General features: G+C 35.0%; 17 protein-coding genes and 7 pseudogenes. 5 read left to right on the top strand and 19 right to left on the bottom strand.

Annotation, left to right across the window (positions count from 1 at the left end):
- Positions 1 to 6 precede the first annotated feature (6 nt).
- The 6 genes and pseudogenes from J4T77_RS02930 to J4T77_RS02905 form a co-directional block, all read right to left on the bottom strand.
- Positions 7 to 835: pseudogene (locus J4T77_RS02930) on the bottom strand (IS5 family transposase).
- Positions 836 to 862: 27 nt separating this feature from the next.
- Complete coding sequence (ltrA, locus tag J4T77_RS02925) at positions 863 to 1777, bottom strand: group II intron reverse transcriptase/maturase (protein WP_233641166.1); 915 nt, start codon at positions 1775 to 1777, stop codon at positions 863 to 865.
- Positions 1683 to 2027, bottom strand: coding sequence for a reverse transcriptase N-terminal domain-containing protein (locus J4T77_RS02920; protein WP_233641113.1), 345 nt, complete (start codon positions 2025 to 2027; stop codon positions 1683 to 1685). Before J4T77_RS02920 ends, ltrA begins: the two co-directional genes overlap by 95 nt.
- Before the next feature lie 37 nt (positions 2028 to 2064).
- Complete coding sequence (locus J4T77_RS02915) at positions 2065 to 2208, bottom strand: hypothetical protein (protein ID WP_173862902.1); 144 nt, start codon at positions 2206 to 2208, stop codon at positions 2065 to 2067.
- 248 nt (positions 2209 to 2456) lie between these two features.
- Positions 2457 to 2630, bottom strand: coding sequence for a hypothetical protein (locus tag J4T77_RS02910; RefSeq protein ID WP_233641023.1), 174 nt, complete (start codon positions 2628 to 2630; stop codon positions 2457 to 2459).
- A complete protein-coding gene (locus tag J4T77_RS02905) occupies positions 2590 to 3075 on the bottom strand; it encodes a hypothetical protein (RefSeq protein WP_233641175.1) in 486 nt (161 codons plus the stop codon). The genes J4T77_RS02910 and J4T77_RS02905 overlap by 41 nt, the downstream gene beginning before the upstream one ends.
- Here J4T77_RS02905 and J4T77_RS07550 point away from each other — a divergent pair.
- Positions 2971 to 3814, top strand: a pseudogene (locus J4T77_RS07550) (IS5 family transposase). The gene J4T77_RS02905 and the pseudogene J4T77_RS07550 overlap by 105 nt on opposite strands.
- Before the next feature lie 341 nt (positions 3815 to 4155).
- Here the strand turns inward: J4T77_RS07550 and J4T77_RS02890 are convergent.
- Together J4T77_RS02890 and J4T77_RS02885 are read right to left on the bottom strand one after the other, a co-directional pair.
- Positions 4156 to 5088, bottom strand: coding sequence for an Rpn family recombination-promoting nuclease/putative transposase (locus J4T77_RS02890; protein WP_190321284.1), 933 nt, complete (start codon positions 5086 to 5088; stop codon positions 4156 to 4158).
- Between the two features lie 321 nt (positions 5089 to 5409).
- Positions 5410 to 6240: pseudogene (locus J4T77_RS02885) on the bottom strand (IS5 family transposase).
- Positions 6241 to 6321: 81 nt separating this feature from the next.
- Here J4T77_RS02885 and J4T77_RS02880 point away from each other — a divergent pair.
- From J4T77_RS02880 to J4T77_RS02865, 4 genes and pseudogenes are all read left to right on the top strand, one after another.
- Positions 6322 to 6975, top strand: coding sequence for a helix-turn-helix domain-containing protein (locus tag J4T77_RS02880; RefSeq protein WP_190321283.1), 654 nt, complete (start codon positions 6322 to 6324; stop codon positions 6973 to 6975).
- Positions 6976 to 6991: 16 nt separating this feature from the next.
- Complete coding sequence (locus tag J4T77_RS02875) at positions 6992 to 8224, top strand: IS256 family transposase (protein ID WP_190321282.1); 1233 nt, start codon at positions 6992 to 6994, stop codon at positions 8222 to 8224.
- A gap of 118 nt (positions 8225 to 8342) precedes the next feature.
- Positions 8343 to 9670, top strand: a pseudogene (locus tag J4T77_RS02870) (IS4-like element ISWen1 family transposase).
- An 18-nt stretch (positions 9671 to 9688) separates the two neighbouring features.
- A pseudogene (locus J4T77_RS02865) lies at positions 9689 to 10024 on the top strand (WO male-killing family protein Wmk); the annotation flags it as partial.
- 92 nt (positions 10025 to 10116) lie between these two features.
- Here the strand turns inward: J4T77_RS02865 and J4T77_RS02860 are convergent.
- The 11 genes and pseudogenes from J4T77_RS02860 to J4T77_RS02810 form a co-directional block, all read right to left on the bottom strand.
- The gene (locus J4T77_RS02860; protein WP_010962679.1) at positions 10117 to 11025 is read right to left on the bottom strand and encodes a patatin-like phospholipase family protein; all 909 of its coding nucleotides are present in this window, start codon (positions 11023 to 11025) and stop codon (positions 10117 to 10119) included.
- 15 nt (positions 11026 to 11040) lie between these two features.
- Complete coding sequence (locus tag J4T77_RS02855) at positions 11041 to 11256, bottom strand: hypothetical protein (RefSeq protein WP_022626301.1); 216 nt, start codon at positions 11254 to 11256, stop codon at positions 11041 to 11043.
- Between the two features lie 54 nt (positions 11257 to 11310).
- Complete coding sequence (locus J4T77_RS02850) at positions 11311 to 11832, bottom strand: ankyrin repeat domain-containing protein (RefSeq protein ID WP_190321281.1); 522 nt, start codon at positions 11830 to 11832, stop codon at positions 11311 to 11313.
- Between the two features lie 56 nt (positions 11833 to 11888).
- The gene (locus J4T77_RS02845; protein WP_095742647.1) at positions 11889 to 12833 is read right to left on the bottom strand and encodes a contractile injection system protein, VgrG/Pvc8 family; all 945 of its coding nucleotides are present in this window, start codon (positions 12831 to 12833) and stop codon (positions 11889 to 11891) included.
- Positions 12834 to 13043 carry a tail protein X gene (locus J4T77_RS02840; protein ID WP_010081876.1) on the bottom strand — a complete coding sequence of 70 codons (210 nt, stop codon included), beginning with the start codon at positions 13041 to 13043 and terminating at the stop codon, positions 12834 to 12836.
- Positions 13040 to 13387 (bottom strand): phage tail protein, encoded by a 348-nt coding sequence (locus tag J4T77_RS02835; protein ID WP_022626303.1) that lies wholly within the window; start codon positions 13385 to 13387, stop codon positions 13040 to 13042. The genes J4T77_RS02840 and J4T77_RS02835 overlap by 4 nt, the downstream gene beginning before the upstream one ends.
- A pseudogene (locus tag J4T77_RS07545) lies at positions 13387 to 15376 on the bottom strand (phage tail tape measure protein); the annotation flags it as partial. The gene J4T77_RS02835 and the pseudogene J4T77_RS07545, both read right to left, overlap by 1 nt.
- 51 nt (positions 15377 to 15427) lie before the next feature.
- A pseudogene (locus tag J4T77_RS07540) lies at positions 15428 to 15538 on the bottom strand (phage tail assembly protein); the annotation flags it as partial.
- 83 nt (positions 15539 to 15621) lie between these two features.
- On the bottom strand, positions 15622 to 15903 hold the full coding sequence (locus J4T77_RS02820) for a type II toxin-antitoxin system RelE family toxin (protein WP_010082215.1): 282 nt from the start codon (positions 15901 to 15903) through the stop codon (positions 15622 to 15624).
- Entirely contained in the window at positions 15887 to 16087 is a 201-nt protein-coding gene (locus J4T77_RS02815; protein ID WP_007303020.1) for a hypothetical protein, read from the bottom strand. The genes J4T77_RS02820 and J4T77_RS02815 overlap by 17 nt, the downstream gene beginning before the upstream one ends.
- Before the next feature lie 61 nt (positions 16088 to 16148).
- On the bottom strand, positions 16149 to 16646 hold the full coding sequence (locus J4T77_RS02810) for a phage major tail tube protein (protein WP_010082216.1): 498 nt from the start codon (positions 16644 to 16646) through the stop codon (positions 16149 to 16151).
- Positions 16647 to 16657: the final 11 nt, after the last annotated feature.

The raw sequence follows: 16657 nt of genomic DNA, 5'->3' as shown, positions 1-16657 counted from the left end.
GTAAATTCAAGCATATTCCCTCTTTAACATAACCCTACTCATAGCTAGGTATATGAAATTCTCAGTGGATGTTGTGAGTAAATCATACTCCTTCGATAGCCTTCTATTCCTATTAACCCAAGCAAAAGTCCTTTCTACAACCCATCTTCTTGGCTGTACTTTAAACCCTTGTTCTCTTGTTGGTAGTAGCTCAGGTGGCGTATCTTTGTGCACCCAAAATCTACATGGAGGCCTTTTAACAATTTCAATATCTATGTCATATTCTTCCTTTATGTGATTCTTTAAATTTCTTCCTTGGTATCCCATGTCAGCCCACATTTTTTAACTTTAGTATATTTTGTTCTCATATTGTTTAATGCTATTTTAATACCATCTCTATCATTTTCGTTAGCAGCGCCTACGTAACAACCTAGTATAAAACCCTGAGTGTCTGTAATTATATGCCTTTTTCTACCCTTTACTTTTTACTTCCATCATAGCTTTGATCCCCCTTTTCTGTAGTCTTTACAGATTGACTATCTACTATACAGGCACTCGGCTGCTCATTCTTTTCCTATTTTCTTCTACTATATTTTGTAATTTCATAATTCATTTTCTCAAAAATTCCCTGCTTCTTCCATTGCCTGAACTGCTCATACACAGTCTTCCATAGCGGAAAATCATTTGGTAAATACCGCCATTGACACCCTGTACGCAATACATAGAAAATTGCTTCTAATATTTCTTTTTTGCTATACTTTGGCAGCCTTCCTCCTTTCTTGTATGATACTCTGAAGTGTTTTTCTATTCTTGCCCATTCCCTTTCGCTTAGATCTGTTGGATACTTTTTTCTCATCTTTACCCCGTACTAAAATTTCAGATATTATAGCCTTTTACTTGTTTCCGGACAACCTCTTAATAGGGAATTGAGCAACTTGATTAGTACGGCCTGAGTGTTCGCTATGTTTGCCTTTATCAATGTACGTGCTTTATTAAGAAGTTTCTTAATACTTTCTTTTGAAGGTTTTATAATTAACTTCTTATTATACCTGCGTACATTACAACCAAGAAAGTCAAACCCTGTTGTAATAGATGTAATTTTTGTTTTCTCTTCGGAAAGGATAAGACCTCTCTCCTGAAGAAAGGACGATACTAGAGGTTTTACTTCATTTTCCAGTACTTCACGTGTGATTCCTGAAATGATAAAGTCATCTGCGTACCTGATTACATTTACTCCACTTCTGATTTTGCTTCTTCTTTTACTGCCAAGTTTACCAAATTGACTTTCCAATGATTTTTCAAGTCCATTTAGGGCTAGATTTGCTAGTATTGGAGAGATGATACTACCTTGTGGGGTACCTGCAGTTGTGGAATACAGAGTTTTTGATTCTAGGAAGCCAGCTTTTAACCAGCTATGAAGAATTTTCTTCTCCATAGGAATATGCTTCATGAGCCATTCATGGTTAATGTTATCAAAACACCCTTTAATATCACCTTCGAGTATCCATTGTAGTTGGTTACGGCTTGCCAGTAACAAGTGGCAAGCCACAGTAGCGTCTGCGCAGGATCTTTTTGGTCTAAAACCATAAGAGTGACGATCACTGATCGTTTCAGCTATCGGTTCCAAAGCAAACAAGTATAATGCTTGCATGGCTCTATCTTTTATCGTAGGGATTCCAAGAGGTCTTCTTTTGCCATTAGACTTACTGATGTATATCCGTTTTAGCGGAGAAGGTTTGTATCCTCTTTGTTTTAATAGCTTTATTCCTTGAAATTTTGTGTTGCAAGTTGACCATATTTGACGATCTACACCTGCTGTGTTTTTTTCCTTGGTTTTCAGTTACTCTCTTAACCGCCAAAGCTTTGCCGCTAAAAGAGCGTGTGAGAAGGTGTTGTAAAGTTTTCACCTTACCCCATCTGCCTTGTTGGACAGCCTTAACAATACGCCTCTGTAGCCTCATAACAACTTTTTGGCATTTCTTCCAGGGTAACTGGTTCCATGCTTCGGAGTTATTGGTAGGTGCACTTACAGTTGTACTTGTAATCATCTGCTTTCCTACCTTAAGTGGTTAACAAAGTTTCTTGTCATGAAGGACCAAATGGAAGTCTGCTCGTTTTCACGCGAATTAATGTTACAAATTCTATCCATTTCGTTACAAAATGGCATTCGCTTTCTCCATTATCCTTTACCTGCACATCCATCAGCATTCCTTGCGGGTTGCCTGCCATATAGGCGAAAATACAGGCTTATCCTGTTCCTTTTGTCATACAATAGTGGGTTAGGTGGCTTCTCTATACCGGTGGAATTATTATTTGCGTACATCCAGAAATGAAAAATGTCACATTACCTTTTGGTCGGAGCTTATCAGCATCTTTAGCTCTTTAATCGTTACGATACTTATGAAGCTTCACTTACGTTCACCATACCACTAAGCCTAGCCCTCCAACCACATGATGCTTGTAGTTTATGCTTTCTCTCACGATTGAGCATCTTCTTTATCAAGAGGAGGTTCATTGTCCGCGTCGCTCAGCACCAACTGGTTACCCAATTCGCACTGATGCGTAGACTCAGATGGCAAAACATCTGGCTCAATAAGCTTTAGAATCCTTTCAGTTTCTTTCTGAATGAATTCCTCTCCTTTTATAAACAATATGACCGAAGGCTTTCAGGTCGCACCATCTCGAAGATCCTGATATTTTACTGGCTTTAGGTAAAGCTAAGAATGATCTAGGTATTGCTAAGCGTAGTCTAGATAACATGTCAGTTAACAAAAATGGTGAAGCGCATGCTTCAGAGCAACACAACCCTAGTATGGAATTATCTTCTGAGAGTGGGATGGCTTTGTTGCATCGCTCAAGTGAAAAGAACTGGCAGTTACTGACAAAATTCATTATAAATAGCCATTTAACTGTTGAAGAAAAAATATGCCACAAAAAATGAGAGTCAGTAACTGCCATGAATATAACAAATTTCTCCAAGAAAGAGGAAGCATTTTTTGTTATATCAATGACGCCATAGAAAATTGGTACGAGAATTGTCCAAAAATGCAGGGCGGCAACTATATTTATAGTGATAAAGTTGTGATTTTGGTGCATATAATCGTCAGTTTCTTTAGAATTGGTTTAAGACAAACAGTCGGGTTTATAAAAGGGTATTTGCAACAAATAGGAAGAGATTTGCAGCTATTCACAAGCATCAAAAGAAACTTAATATTAAGATAAATGATTGCAGAAAATAATATGGAAGATATCGAAATTGCTATAGACAGTACAGGAATTAGTATATACAACAACACACAGCAAGGAAAATAGCACTGACAGAAAATATCGTGGCTATGAGCAAACGAGAAAATTGCACGTAATGTTGAATATAAACAACAAAAAAGCCATAGCTGTAAAATACAGTAACGGCTGATCACTATGGAGCTTGTGATTTGCTAAAAGAAGTTGATTTTCAGCATGCCATAAAAGCACTATATGCAGATAGAGCATGTGATAGGCACAAGTTTTATAAGTTGTGTAACGAATATGATATAAAGACAAAAATTCCACCAATAAACAATGCGGCAGAACATCCAGAAATAGATTATATGTCTGACAGGAATGCTGCTATTAGGTTAATAAAATTATACGGTGAAGGTGGCATGAAAGAATGGAAAAAAGAAGTAAATTATGGGAAAAGATCTTATATTGAAGGGTTTTTCTCAAGATTAAAGCAAATATTCGGATTTAGTTTTAGGAATAAATCTGAGATAAATCGAGAAAAAGAACTAAATGCTATTTGCTTAATAAATTCACTGATATTGGTATGGCTAAATTTGAGATAGTTACATGAATTTACCATAAATCACCATCTCATAAAGCGTGATGCAACAAAGCCGAGTGGGTTTGATACTACAGGAAATTCTGTCCTTGGTAAATATGCTTCTCAAGAGCAGAAGAAAAGAGAGGAAAATGAATGGTCGTGGAAGAGATGAAAAACATAGATAATGTGTTTTGCGTATCAAATTGTAGCTTTGATGTGGAAGGCTGAGTATGAGGATTTTATTATGGTGTTAGTTTGTATAATATTATGCGTGATTTTTATTGCTATTTTAGATAGTTCTTTAGACTCTTGAGTAGCCATTCATGGGGAAATTTAAAGAACTAGAGATTTAAGACTAAGGTGAAGTGTGACTATTTTAACTTTTGAACTTCATCGATGGAAAGGCCGGTGATTTCAGCTATAACATCAATAGAGACACCGGCTTTAAGTGAATTTTTAGCCACAGCAATTTTAGCCTGTTGTTCGCCCTTCTCTTCACCGATTTGAATACCTTCGGCTCTGCCTTTTTGATGACCGATTTTAATGCCTCTTTCTTCGCCAACCTTAACACCCTCATCAAATTTTTGAGCGAAAGCAGCTATCTCATCCATTAAACGTTTTTTCCTTTGCTCATATGCTAGTAATTCTTCTTCTGACCAATTAAACTTATTCATCTCTTCATAAGCTCGTTTTATTATTACATCACTACCAACTATTTTATCTAGGTCTTCTTCTCTTGTTTCTGCTGCATACCGAAAAAAATAACACCACTTTTCTACTACATTTTCTAGTTGGTCTTCTTTCGTCTTTGTAAACTTTGGTAGTTCAATGAATACAAAATAGAAGTCCTTCAAGTCATGTTCATTAGTATTCTCATCGCGAATAGTATGGTTTGATTTGTACTCAGCTTTATCTGGAAAAATAATACAATCAGCAACAGCTATGAAGATAATTTCCTTGAGGTTGTGATAATCATCACCTTGATCTGCCTGACTCGAGTAGGCTTTAGCAGCATAGTATTGGGCACGTTTTTCGAAGCCTTTGGTCTTAGTGAACTGCATCTCTATAATGTACCTGGAGCCTTGAGAATCTTTACAAAGAACATCAACAATGCTCTGCTTTTTAGCAACAATCTCAGGGTCTAGAATAGTAGCTAAAAATTCAACATCCTGAATAGCAGCCAGACCAGTAAAGCCTAAAGTATCGTTCAAGAAATGCATGAGGATATCCTTATTCTTCTCGGTGCCAAATATTCTTTTAAAAGCATAATCGTTGCGTGCATCAAGAAACTCAGAAAGAGCCATGAGGAGAAAACCCAAAAAGCATTAACAATTATACACAATTCTGAAGGGATGTTCAAGTTTTTTATTTTTTAAACGGCTGTTAGAGATCATCTTAGAATAGCATCCTCTACTTTACGTCCTTTTTTATCAACCCTTCTGTAAAGCGCCTCAGGAAATGGATGCCATGAATTTGGTGGTCTCCTATTTTAGATGTGCCATTTTATCTTGTCACAGCATAGGCATTTAATATACTAGTTTTCAACAAAGGTGACAATATGCTAGCAAAATTTCTATCTCAAACTTCTAAAGGAGATTTTAGAGGTTGTCCGGAAACAAGTAAATTCAAGCATATTCCCTCTTTAACATAACCCTACTCATAGCTAGGTATATGAAATTCTCAGTGGATGTTGTGAGTAAATCATACTCCTTCGATAGCCTTCTATTCCTATTAACCCAAGCAAAAGTCCTTTCTACAACCCATCTTCTTGGCTGTACTTTAAACCCTTGTTCTCTTGTTGGTAGTAGCTCAGGTGGCGTATCTTTGTGCACCCAAAATCTACATGGAGGCCTTTTAACAATTTCAATATCTATGTCATATTCTTCCTTTATGTGATTCTTTAAATTTCTTCCTTGGTATCCCATGTCAGCCCACATTTTTTTAACTTTAGTATATTTTGTTCTCATATTGTTTAATGCTATTTTAATACCATCTCTATCATTTTCGTTAGCAGCGCCTACGTAACAACCTAGTATAAAACCCTGAGTGTCTGTAATTATATGCCTTTTTCTACCCTTTACTTTTTTTACTTCCATCATAGCTTTGATCCCCCTTTTCTGTAGTCTTTACAGATTGACTATCTACTATACAGGCACTCGGCTGCTCATTCTTTCCTATTTTTCTTCTACTATATTTTGTAATTTCATAATTCATTTTCTCAAAATTCCCTGCTTCTTCCATTGCCTGAACTGCTCATACACAGTCTTCCATAGCGGAAAATCATTTGGTAAATACCGCCATTGACACCCTGTACGCAATACATAGAAAATTGCTTCTAATATTTCTTTTTTGCTATACTTTGGCAGCCTTCCTCCTTTCTTGTATGATACTCTGAAGTGTTTTTCTATTCTTGCCCATTCCCTTTCGCTTAGATCTGTTGGATACTTTTTTCTCATCTTTACCCCGTACTAAAATTTCAGATATTATAGCCTTTTACTTGTTTCCGGACAACCTCTTATAGCAGGTTACGCAAAAGAATGACCGCTAGCAACGATAACTATACTGATTCTTTAGACCGCAAAGTAGGAGAGAAAGTAAGAAATCGTAGGTTAAAGCTAGGGTATACTCAAAAAGATTTAGCGGAGAAAATCGGGGTAAAATACTGGGTAATACTCCATTACGAAAAAGGAAAGCATAAAATTTCAATCAGAAGGTTATATAGCATCGCAGAAGCACTATCAGTTAGCATTATGGATCTTATTCCTGTATCAAATGAAGACAGTTATCTCGAGAGTGAGGGGAAAGAGATATTAGATCTAGTAGAAAAGTATGAGAAAATTGGGAATCAAGATGTAGTTTATTCATTAATTACATCTGCACAAGCTAGCAAGGAAAATAGTAGAAAAGTGGCAAGAATAGAGGTGGCAAAGAATCTAGTTAAAGCAGGAGTTTCTGTTGAAATAATTTTCCAAGCAACGGGCTTATCTATTTACGAGTATGATAGTACAGAGAGAGAAATCTGCACTGATTCTATATATTACAGAATAGGACAAAGAATAAGAGAATGGAGATTGATAAAAAGGTATACTCAGGAAGATTTAGCAAACAAAGTTGGTTTAACACTCAAGGAAATACAGGGAACGTTCAAAGAAGTGTGTCAAACCGAAAAAAAAAGTAATAAATTGATATAAAAAAAGGAGGTTTGATATGAGTCAAGCAAATAGAACTAATGGGTTGGTAGATTATAAAGAATTAGAAACAAATATCCTGTCATCTATACGAGAAGGAAAACCATTGACAGGAAGAGATGGAGCATTAACACCGTTTATAAAAAGGTTGCTAGAGGCAAGTCTGGAAGGTGAAATAGAAAGCCACATGTCAGCTAAAAGTGAAGAAAATAACCGAAGAAATGGGAGAAATGCAAAAACTTTACGCACGAGTGCAGGTTCATTTGAGCTGCTAACACCAAGAGATAGGGAGGGAAACTTTGAACCGCAAATAGTCAAAAAAAGGCAAACAAGCCTACATCCAGAACTTGAAGCAAAGGTCTTAAGTACATACGCCAGTGGCATGGGATACAGAGACATAGCTTCACACGTTGAGGAAATATATGACCATAAAATATCAGCAGCAGAGATATCCAGTATTACTGATAAACTGCTACCAATAATCAATGAATGGCACAGCCGTCCACTGCAATCAGTGTATCCAATAGTGTTCATGGATGGCATGTTTTTTAAGGTCAAGGAGGACGGACATTGCGTAAGTAAATGCATGTATAATATATTGGGTATAAATCAAAATGGCAGAAAAGAAGTATTAGGTTTTTATTTGGCTGAAAGTGAGGGAGCTACCTTCTGGTTGGGAGTTCTAAATGACCTCAAAGAAAGAGGAGTAGAAGATATTCTAATTGCCTGCATTGATGGACTAAAAAGCTTTCCTACAGCTATAAATAGTGTATTTCCCAGTGCAGAAGTGCAGCTATGTATAGTGCATCAGATAAGGAATTCACTGAAATATGTATCCAGTAAAGATGTAAAAGTTTTCATGAATGATCTGAAAAAAATATATCGTGCTTCAAGTAAAGAAATTGCTGAGAATTATCTGCTTGAGCTGGAAGAAAAATGGGGAGAAAAGTATCCTTTAGTTATAAAATCCTGGCAGAACAATTGGGAAAACTTATCCAGTTATTTTAAGTATTCTGGGCCAGTTAGGAAGCTGATTTACACCACTAATCCAATTGAAGGGTTGCATAGACAAATCAGGAAATTTACTAAAACTAAGGGTTCATTTACCAGCACAAATGCCTTGTACAAACAGGTATATTGTGCTATAAAAAAAGTAGAGCAAAAGTGGATTATGGCTCTCCCTAATTGGGCTTTAACTATGTCTCAACTTGATATCTTTTTTCCTGGTAGGTTAAAAATTGAGTTGAATTAAAAATGCCGTTTGACACACTTCTTTGAACCATACGCGTCAAGTTAAGGAAATAAAGGTATGAAAGAGATAGAATAATAAGGTATAAGTTCTCCCAGAAATACTTTTAGTGAGAGAACCAATGAATAAAATAACTAGCTTATCAAAAAAGCTCAAAGAATTTTTTAATGAAAAAGCAGACAAAATCTCAATTACAACAAGGTTTATAAAAAGAAAGAGAAAGCTAAAAGGTTCATCGTTCGTAAAAGCCATGGTCTTGGGTAATATAGGGGTTGATAATTGTAGCGTAGAAACAATGTGTCAATTACTAAACGAGGACTCGATAGATATAACAAAACAAGGTTTGATTTTAGATTTACTGAAGAAGCAGTGGAATTTATGAAAAGGATGTATAATGAATCTGTGCTTCTCTTCAAAAATATCTTGCAAGTTGATTGCAAAATCTTACAGCAATTTAATAGTGTTAAATTATTGGACAGTAGCTATATTACTCTACCTAACAGTATGGAAGAGATGTATAAAGGTTATGGTACTAGCTACAGTGGCTATGAAAGCAATACTAAATCTGGAATAAAGTTACAATTAGTTTTCGACTACATGAATCAGATAATAGACCAACTTAATTTAACGGAGGGAGTAAGATCAGACCAGGGATATAGGAAACATTTAAGTAATATATTAAGCAATGATTTGCTAATATCTGATCTCGGTTATTTTGTGCCAAGTTCTTTTAAACAAATCAATGAAATAGGAGCTTATTTCATAAGTCGTTATAAATCCGATACCAACATATATGATGTAGAAACAAATCAAAAAATGGAGTTATTAGAATGTTTAGAGGATAAGTTATTTTTAGAAAACGAGGTATTGTTAGGAAAAGAAGCAAAAATTAGAGTAAGAATTATATGTCAGAAACTAACTGAAGAACAGTCTATGGCCAGAAGAAGGAAAGCTAATAGATTAGCAAGATCGCAGGGATATACATCCTCTAAAAGAAATCAAAAATTGTTGAACTGGTCAATATTTATAACTAATGTTCCAGAAAATAAAATTAGTGCTGAGCAAGTATTAACGATTTACAGAGTAAGGTGGCAAATTGAGTTATTATTTAAATTGTATAAAAGCCATATCAGACTTGATAAGCTAAAAGGAAAGCCATGCAGAGTATTATGTGAACTATATGCTAAATTGTGCGCAATTCTTATATTTCACGGCATAGTTGGTTGCACAGAAGTGAAAAAGAATACAGAACTTAGCTTAACAAAGGCATTTATTGAGCTAAAAAGGCGGGTTATAGAGTTATTTTTAGCACTAAAGAATAAAGTTAATAGTTTGAAAGTTTTTCTTAAAAAGCTTACCATAACTTGGTCTCGATTTTCATTAAAAGACAAGTACAGAAAAACTAGAGTATCTACCTTAACTTCCCTGAATTTACTTACAATCTCTTAACTTGACGCGTATGCTTCTTTGAACGTTCCCGAAATACACGAATATGAAATAGGATACACTGCCATATCATTTGATAAATTATATCAAATAGCAGAAGGATTATCAGTGAATATTAAAGTTCTGCTACCTAAAACAAGAGAAAGCAAAAAGCTATTGAGTTTAATGGATGAGTACAGAGAACAAGAATCATTAGTCAAATCTCTATCTGAAGATATGAAAAGTGGCAAGGAAAAAGTTAAAAAAGCAGAGAAAATCAGGGTTGCAAAAAATCTAGTGAAGGCGGGTGTTTCTACTGATGTTATTTTGCGAGCAAGTGGCCTAACTGTTGATGAGTTAGGTGAGTGTGAAAATTGAATTGTGTTTAAGATATAAGTAAAAGTAGTTAATATATTAACTATTCTAAACCCTTATTTAGCTCTGCAGAATTTTTTTGGCATTTCTACGTATCAAGATAAAACATCACAGAATTTATCTATCAGTTCCTGATTGTCCTCTATCATTGCATTTGCCTCTTGCTGAAGAGATTTGATATTTTTTGATGTAATATTATCCATGTCAGGTGATGCTATTTTCAATTGCGATTGTATGCGTATATATTTATCAGCTATAACTTGATCAAGTTGGTAATTTACTGCATCTAAACTTGAGGCAAACATTACGTTCAACAGAGGTTTTATCCAACCTATCTTTCCAAATCTCCTTGAATTAGCTATGCTTCTATCTGTTCTTCCAGTACCTATCGATAACAGTAGAATATCATCATTTGGAAATAACCTCTTACCACTTGCATATGCACAAGCTGCTGGATTATTGGCAAACACCCCTCCATCCACTAATACCATTTCCTTTTGGTTGACTTTTAAATATTTAGGTGCAAAGTAAGTAGGTGCTGCAGTTGCAGCTCTGAGTGCATCTTTCAGCTTAATATTACCTTCTTTCCAGCTTTTAAAGAAAAATGGGCAGTTATTCTGAATATCGTAACTCGTAATCAACACATTACTTAAAGTGTTTTTTAGAATATCCTCTCCAAAATATTTATCCAGTACAGATTCAATATTTTTATGTGGATATTGTGCGCAGTTAAACCAAGATAGTATTGATCGCCTAAAAAATGAAGACTTAAAAATATATGGTCCATATTCCCGATAGAACTCGACTAAATCATTAGCAGAATATTGAGGTTTATCTTTTTTACATAATCCTGCTACAACAATCCCACCGGTTGAAGTACCTGCCATAAGATCAAAGATTTCAGCAATCGTTTTTCTTGTCCTTTGCTCTATTTCTGCGAGAATAATGGCAGGAATGATTCCTCTAATTCCACCTCCATCAACGGATAAAATGTATTTTACCACTGTGAAATTTAGTTGTTATTTGTGTTTTTGCTCAAGCTCATTAACTTCTTCAATGAGGTTTTTTACCCGCTCCTCGAGGCGATAAACTGTTTCCATTAGTCCGTGATTTCGTTCTATAAATTGATCATGAATTTGTACTCTTAAATCAAGCTTAGCGAGCCACCAAATTGTTGCTACGGTCTGTATTACCATAGTGATAATTACTGCTAGTGGGATTTTTTGATTTTGCATGTTTCTCCTAACTGTGTAATCTTTCAACTACTTCTTGTTTCCGGTTACGAAATATTACTGCTCAGATTCATGTTCTTTTTCAGCATTATAGAGCAAGTGTATAATTTCATCGTATGGTTTATCTTTATTGTGCCGTGATCTTAGCACAGCTACATCTCTTGGGTTTTTTCCATCTATATCTCTAATATTAGGATTTGCGCCTTTCTCCAATAAAAACTTAATAACTTCTAGGTGTCCTTTACCTGCAGCGTGATGTAAAGCTATTCTTTTAAATGCATTTCTATCAAGTGCGTTTATATTTACTTTTTCCTCTTCTATTAAAAATCTGATAATGTCTAAACATCCTTTTCTTGCTGCACAATGTAACGTTGTTCCACTCAAGTTTGGAGCCATATCCTTTACTAAAAGTTTTACTATTCCTAAGTTGCAATTACTAGTAGCCACTTGTAATGTTTTGTTATAATTATCTGTAGCTTTAGATTTTTGATAGCAATAAGTAATAACAACGCATACTATTAATAGTATGAACCATACGAAATGTAGTTTATCTCTTTCATTATACTTTATTTTTTTCATATTTGGCACACAGTTTCTTAATATTAAATAGATCATTACTCATTTTTTTCTTAACATTACTTACTCAAAGATGCTGACAACATAGTAAGGTAACCCGAGCTATTTAAAGTATGCTCCGCTCTATTAATTATCCATTCACCATCTAACGCTTGATTAAAACCTAGAAGATTAAGTTTAGCTTCTGCAAAAATTTGAGGATTACCAGGCATAGTTACATCTAAAGTTTCATTGTTACGCTTCAATTGTTTCAACTTGGCATTTGCTGCACTTAGTGCTGACTCTGCATTTGAGTAAAGTTCCAGCATAATATAACTTGGCTCACCGCTACCAACTGTTTCTTTAATAGTTTCGCCCTTTTCATAGCTATGCCACTTTGCCACTACTGAATTATACTTATCACGTACGGTAAAATGCACTTTCCAGTTAATTGTATCTTGAGGTCTAATAGTCGTTGTTCCTAAAGCTTTTCCTGTGGCTGATTTTGCCATGTTTTTTGAAATAAATAATATATACCCACCAGCTAATTTTGCCATTGCTTCACGCTCTGTTGCGATCTTTGTTAACAGACTTATATCACTTTCATCTGCCTGATTAATATGGGGTATCAATACATCCTTAAATTCCTCAGCGACTTTGTATCCATATCCATGTTTTTGGGCTATTTCTTTTACTAAGTTTTCTATGGTAATTTGGCGCCATTCTTTTGATACTTTTGCCTTCAAAGATATTCTTAAATTTGTTGCATGAGCTTTGATTAGTAGAGTCTTAGGTGGACCCTGTATAGTCACTTCGTTGACTGTATATATACCCATTGGAAAGATTCCAAATTCCTTATAACCTAGTGCTATGTTCAATTCATTCGGAATATCTATGTCTTCATCCCTGTAATCAACACACACTTCAACTACATCATCTATTATTCCTGATTCATCTGTAAGGTGCAATGATATAACTCTATCTTTAATTGATTCACATTTATCTATTATAAAATCTGGCTGCATTTATTCCCAGACCTTTAATTTTGACTTTTGTACTATTTTCTTAATAGTAGGAAGCTTTATCTTTAATCCTGCGGGCAAAAAGCTTCCGTATTCTGCCAAACCCAAGTTCTCTGCTAGTACTAATTCCACTACTCCATCAGTAAATCCGTAATGTTTCCAGCAAATCAGATCTAACATCTCATTTTCTTTACTCACATAGTATATAGTCATCTATAGCTTTTTAAACTCAAACTAAATTCAATTTTTCTCGGTAGTCCATTAGGTAAAAAATACATCTGCTTTTCTTCTAACCTAGTAATTACGAATTGTCCTAAAATATTACCTAAACTATCTACTAAAATATGTGGTTTTTCAGTTTCTTTCACACTCTTTAATTGATTTAGCACGTTGAGATTATGCAGATAAATCATTCCTTCTAAATCTATATTTTCTACACCTTGACCGATATTTTGTAATAGTGGCATATTTTCAATACACTCAATCGTGCTCCAACGATTTTCTCTGCTATACTTTAAACTTGTGGGAGCAAACTTATACGGACCAAGAGATAGCATCAATAAAATGTCTCTACCGTATCAAATAAAACATCACGTGACTTTTCTCTTATCCTTTTTATTACTTCATCTGCAAGACTACGAACATCTTGGTTAGGTTCTGCTTTAATGCTGATAGTGTAATTATTAGTGATGTTCTGAGTTTTATTTTGTTCTTTATTTTCAAACTTACTCCTTGCAAATATCTTATCGCTCTCTGTAAACTTTTTCTCCTCAATAAGGCTTTTGACTCTGAAGCTATTTTTATTTCTCTTTGAAAATTCTTTAATTATACTGTTACCTAGCACAGGATTTCCACTGTTGAGAATATTACTTTTTAGGGGAGTGTGCACTGCTTTTACTTCAGTTTTTCTTTTTTCAAACTCTTTCAGTGGGCTATTTCCCAATACTTTTCCAAATATACTTTCACCTATCCATGAAAAAGCTTCTTCTATGGGTTTTATTATCGATTTCCAAAAGCTAGAGAAAAAGTCTTTTACCTTTTGCCAGTTAGTTATAACAAGTGCTGCGCCAGTGACAAGTCCAGTAATTAAAAAGTCCTATAGGGTTACTCATTATAGCGAGTGTTACTGCTCTTAGTCCTGTTACTACTGCAGGAAAAACTGTAGCTGATAAAAATGAAAATACTCCAAGTAGGTTTGCTTTCAGACTAAAAATCGTACTTCCTAGCAATGTAAATCCGTATCCTAGTCCCACTGCTACAACTTTTAAACTTATCAAGGCTGCTACAGTACCCATGATTGCTTTGGTTAAAGTTGGATATTTTTCTGCAAATAACGCTATGCTTCTAGTTTTTTCTTGTAAAAATTCAGCTATAGATTTTAAAGTAGGCAGCATCACTGAACCCAGGTTCATACCAACTTCAGCTATTGCGTTGCGAAGAAGTCGTAATTTACTGGCTGTGGTGTTTACACGGTTTTGAAATTCTTTCTGCAACGAGCTCTTGTACTCTTCTGTGTCAGATAGTAACCTTATAGCATCTTCGTATTTGTTAAAACTTCCAGCTAATAATGCAATATCATCTTGATATTCCTGACCGAAAAGTTTCATAAGGATTGTAGAACGTTCCTGGTTATCCATTTTCTTTAGAGCTTGAAAAAAGTAGAGTAATGCTTCTTCGCCGTTTTCGCTTATTCTTTGTACTATTTCTTCTGCAGTTATGCCCATTTGCTCTAATGCTGCTTTAAAATCCCCTCCTTGTTCTTCAGCAGTCTGAAGTTTACTAAGTAGAGCATTTATAGCAGTTGCAGCTTTTGCTGGTTGTTTACCTAAACTAACGAAGGCATTTACTAAACTACTTGTTTCCTTGATGTCAAGACCAAATTGTTTTGCAGTACCACCAACTATTGCTAGAGCTTCAACCATATCTTTTGCTTTGGCAGCAGTGTTATCTGATAAGTGATTGATTACATTACCAACGTATTCCATTTTACTAACATCAATTCCATAAACGTTAGAGAGTTTAGCTATAGAATCACCTGCTTGCTCTGCAGACATATCAAATGCTGTAGACATTTTTGCCACTGTTTCTGTAAACATAAAAAGATCTTCTTTCTTGATACCAAGTTGACCACCACTTGCAGCTATTTGTGCCAGTTCTGCGGCTGATAATGGTATAGTACGTGACATCTCTTTTAACTTCTTTGCAAATTTAGTTGCTTCATCCGTTCCTTTTTTAAAATCTACCACTTTTGTAACATCAGCCATAGCACTTTCAAAGTCAATTGCAACTTTAACTGGAGCTGCAAGCGTTAGCCCTAGCCCAATAGTCTCTATAATTTGTGACTTAAAATGTGCTTTGCTTGCTAAAAAACTTTGGTGACTACGTATTGCAGATCCAAGCTTACCATACTTACCTTTTAATACTTCAATAGAAGAGCCAAGTTTATGTTGGTCACTTACTAAGTACTTAATATTTCTTCCACTTTTTCTTACTTCTTCATTAAATGAATGCAAAGCATCTCTCTTTTTCAAATATGCTTCTTTTGCAACTGATGTCAAATTGGCAGTCAAAGTTACTTCTTTACTAAGGTCACTACCATTTAAGCGTTCAATTGCAAGATAGTCTCTAACTTTTGGACGTCTAACAGTAAGTTCTGAGACAGAAATTCCATCAACTGTTATTGGGTTATTAAGTGTTATAGCTTGCATGTTCCTCCTTAAAAAGTTAATTAAATAAAAGTCTATATCGGCTTTTACATAACTAATTTCTTTGTATGGTGCTATAAATAGGATTAGCTTTGATAAGAATCTTTTCTGTGTTCAATTGAAGTAATAACTACTGTATGTTCTGGTACATCTATATAATAAAGTATACGATAGGTACTCACCCGTAGACTACGTTGTCCACTTAAGTTATGCTTTAATGGCTTTCCAAGTCCAATTGGATCAACTGTTAGACGCTCCATTATTGCCTTCTTAATCATTAACTTTACTTTTGCTGGAAGAGCCGGAATGTCTTTCTTTATAACAGATTCTGAATAGTCTATATTGTAAGGCTTAATCCCAGAAGGCATCTTGATGTTTAACCCTCTTTTCTTTATAGCGTTCGTCAGCAATCTTAGATAATTCCATATCTTCAATTTCTTCTTCCATTAATTCAGTTAATAACTTTAAAACGGACTTGTCTTGAGATTGTGCTACACTAACAAGTAAACCAGTTAGCTGCTCTATGGAATTTGTATGAGCTTTAGAATCCATATTAACTATATACCTACAACTTCTTATATTTTAACATTTTTATGTAATTTTGTCAATCATATTAGATCCCTAGAATCGTTTGTAGCAAGGCCATTTGATCAACGCCATTTATCTTTCTAATCATATTTTCAGCATCGATCTCTATTAATTCATTACCACCTATAGTAAGTTTATAATAATGGGCAGCTACAGTACACTTCAGCGTTGCTTTCTCAGCAGGTTTCCAGTTGCCAAAGTCAAACTCTTTAAAAATGCCTCTTAAATTGATTATTACTGCTTCAATATCATTACCTTGCATTCCTCCACGGAGCGTTAAAGATACTGAGTTTCCATCTATCAAGCCAAAAAGTCTAAATAGTTCTGAATCATACTCAGCAAAAGTAAAGTCTGCTTCAAGCTTTTCCATGCCCATGTCAATATTTATTGGAATATCCATACCACCAGCTCTGTACTCTTCGGTTTTTATGGTAAGCTTCGGCAAGGTTATTTCATCTATTTTTCCTGCATAACCACGACCATCTACAAATACGTTAAAATTTCTCAGTATTTTGGGTAACACTTCGCTTTCTC

Origin of the sequence: Wolbachia endosymbiont of Drosophila innubila, from assembly GCF_021378375.1 — a bacterium.
In the GTDB taxonomy this organism is placed as follows: Bacteria; Pseudomonadota; Alphaproteobacteria; order Rickettsiales; family Anaplasmataceae; genus Wolbachia; species Wolbachia pipientis.
Note: the sequence above shows the minus strand (reverse complement) of the source record. Positions and strands in the feature narration are given on the sequence as shown.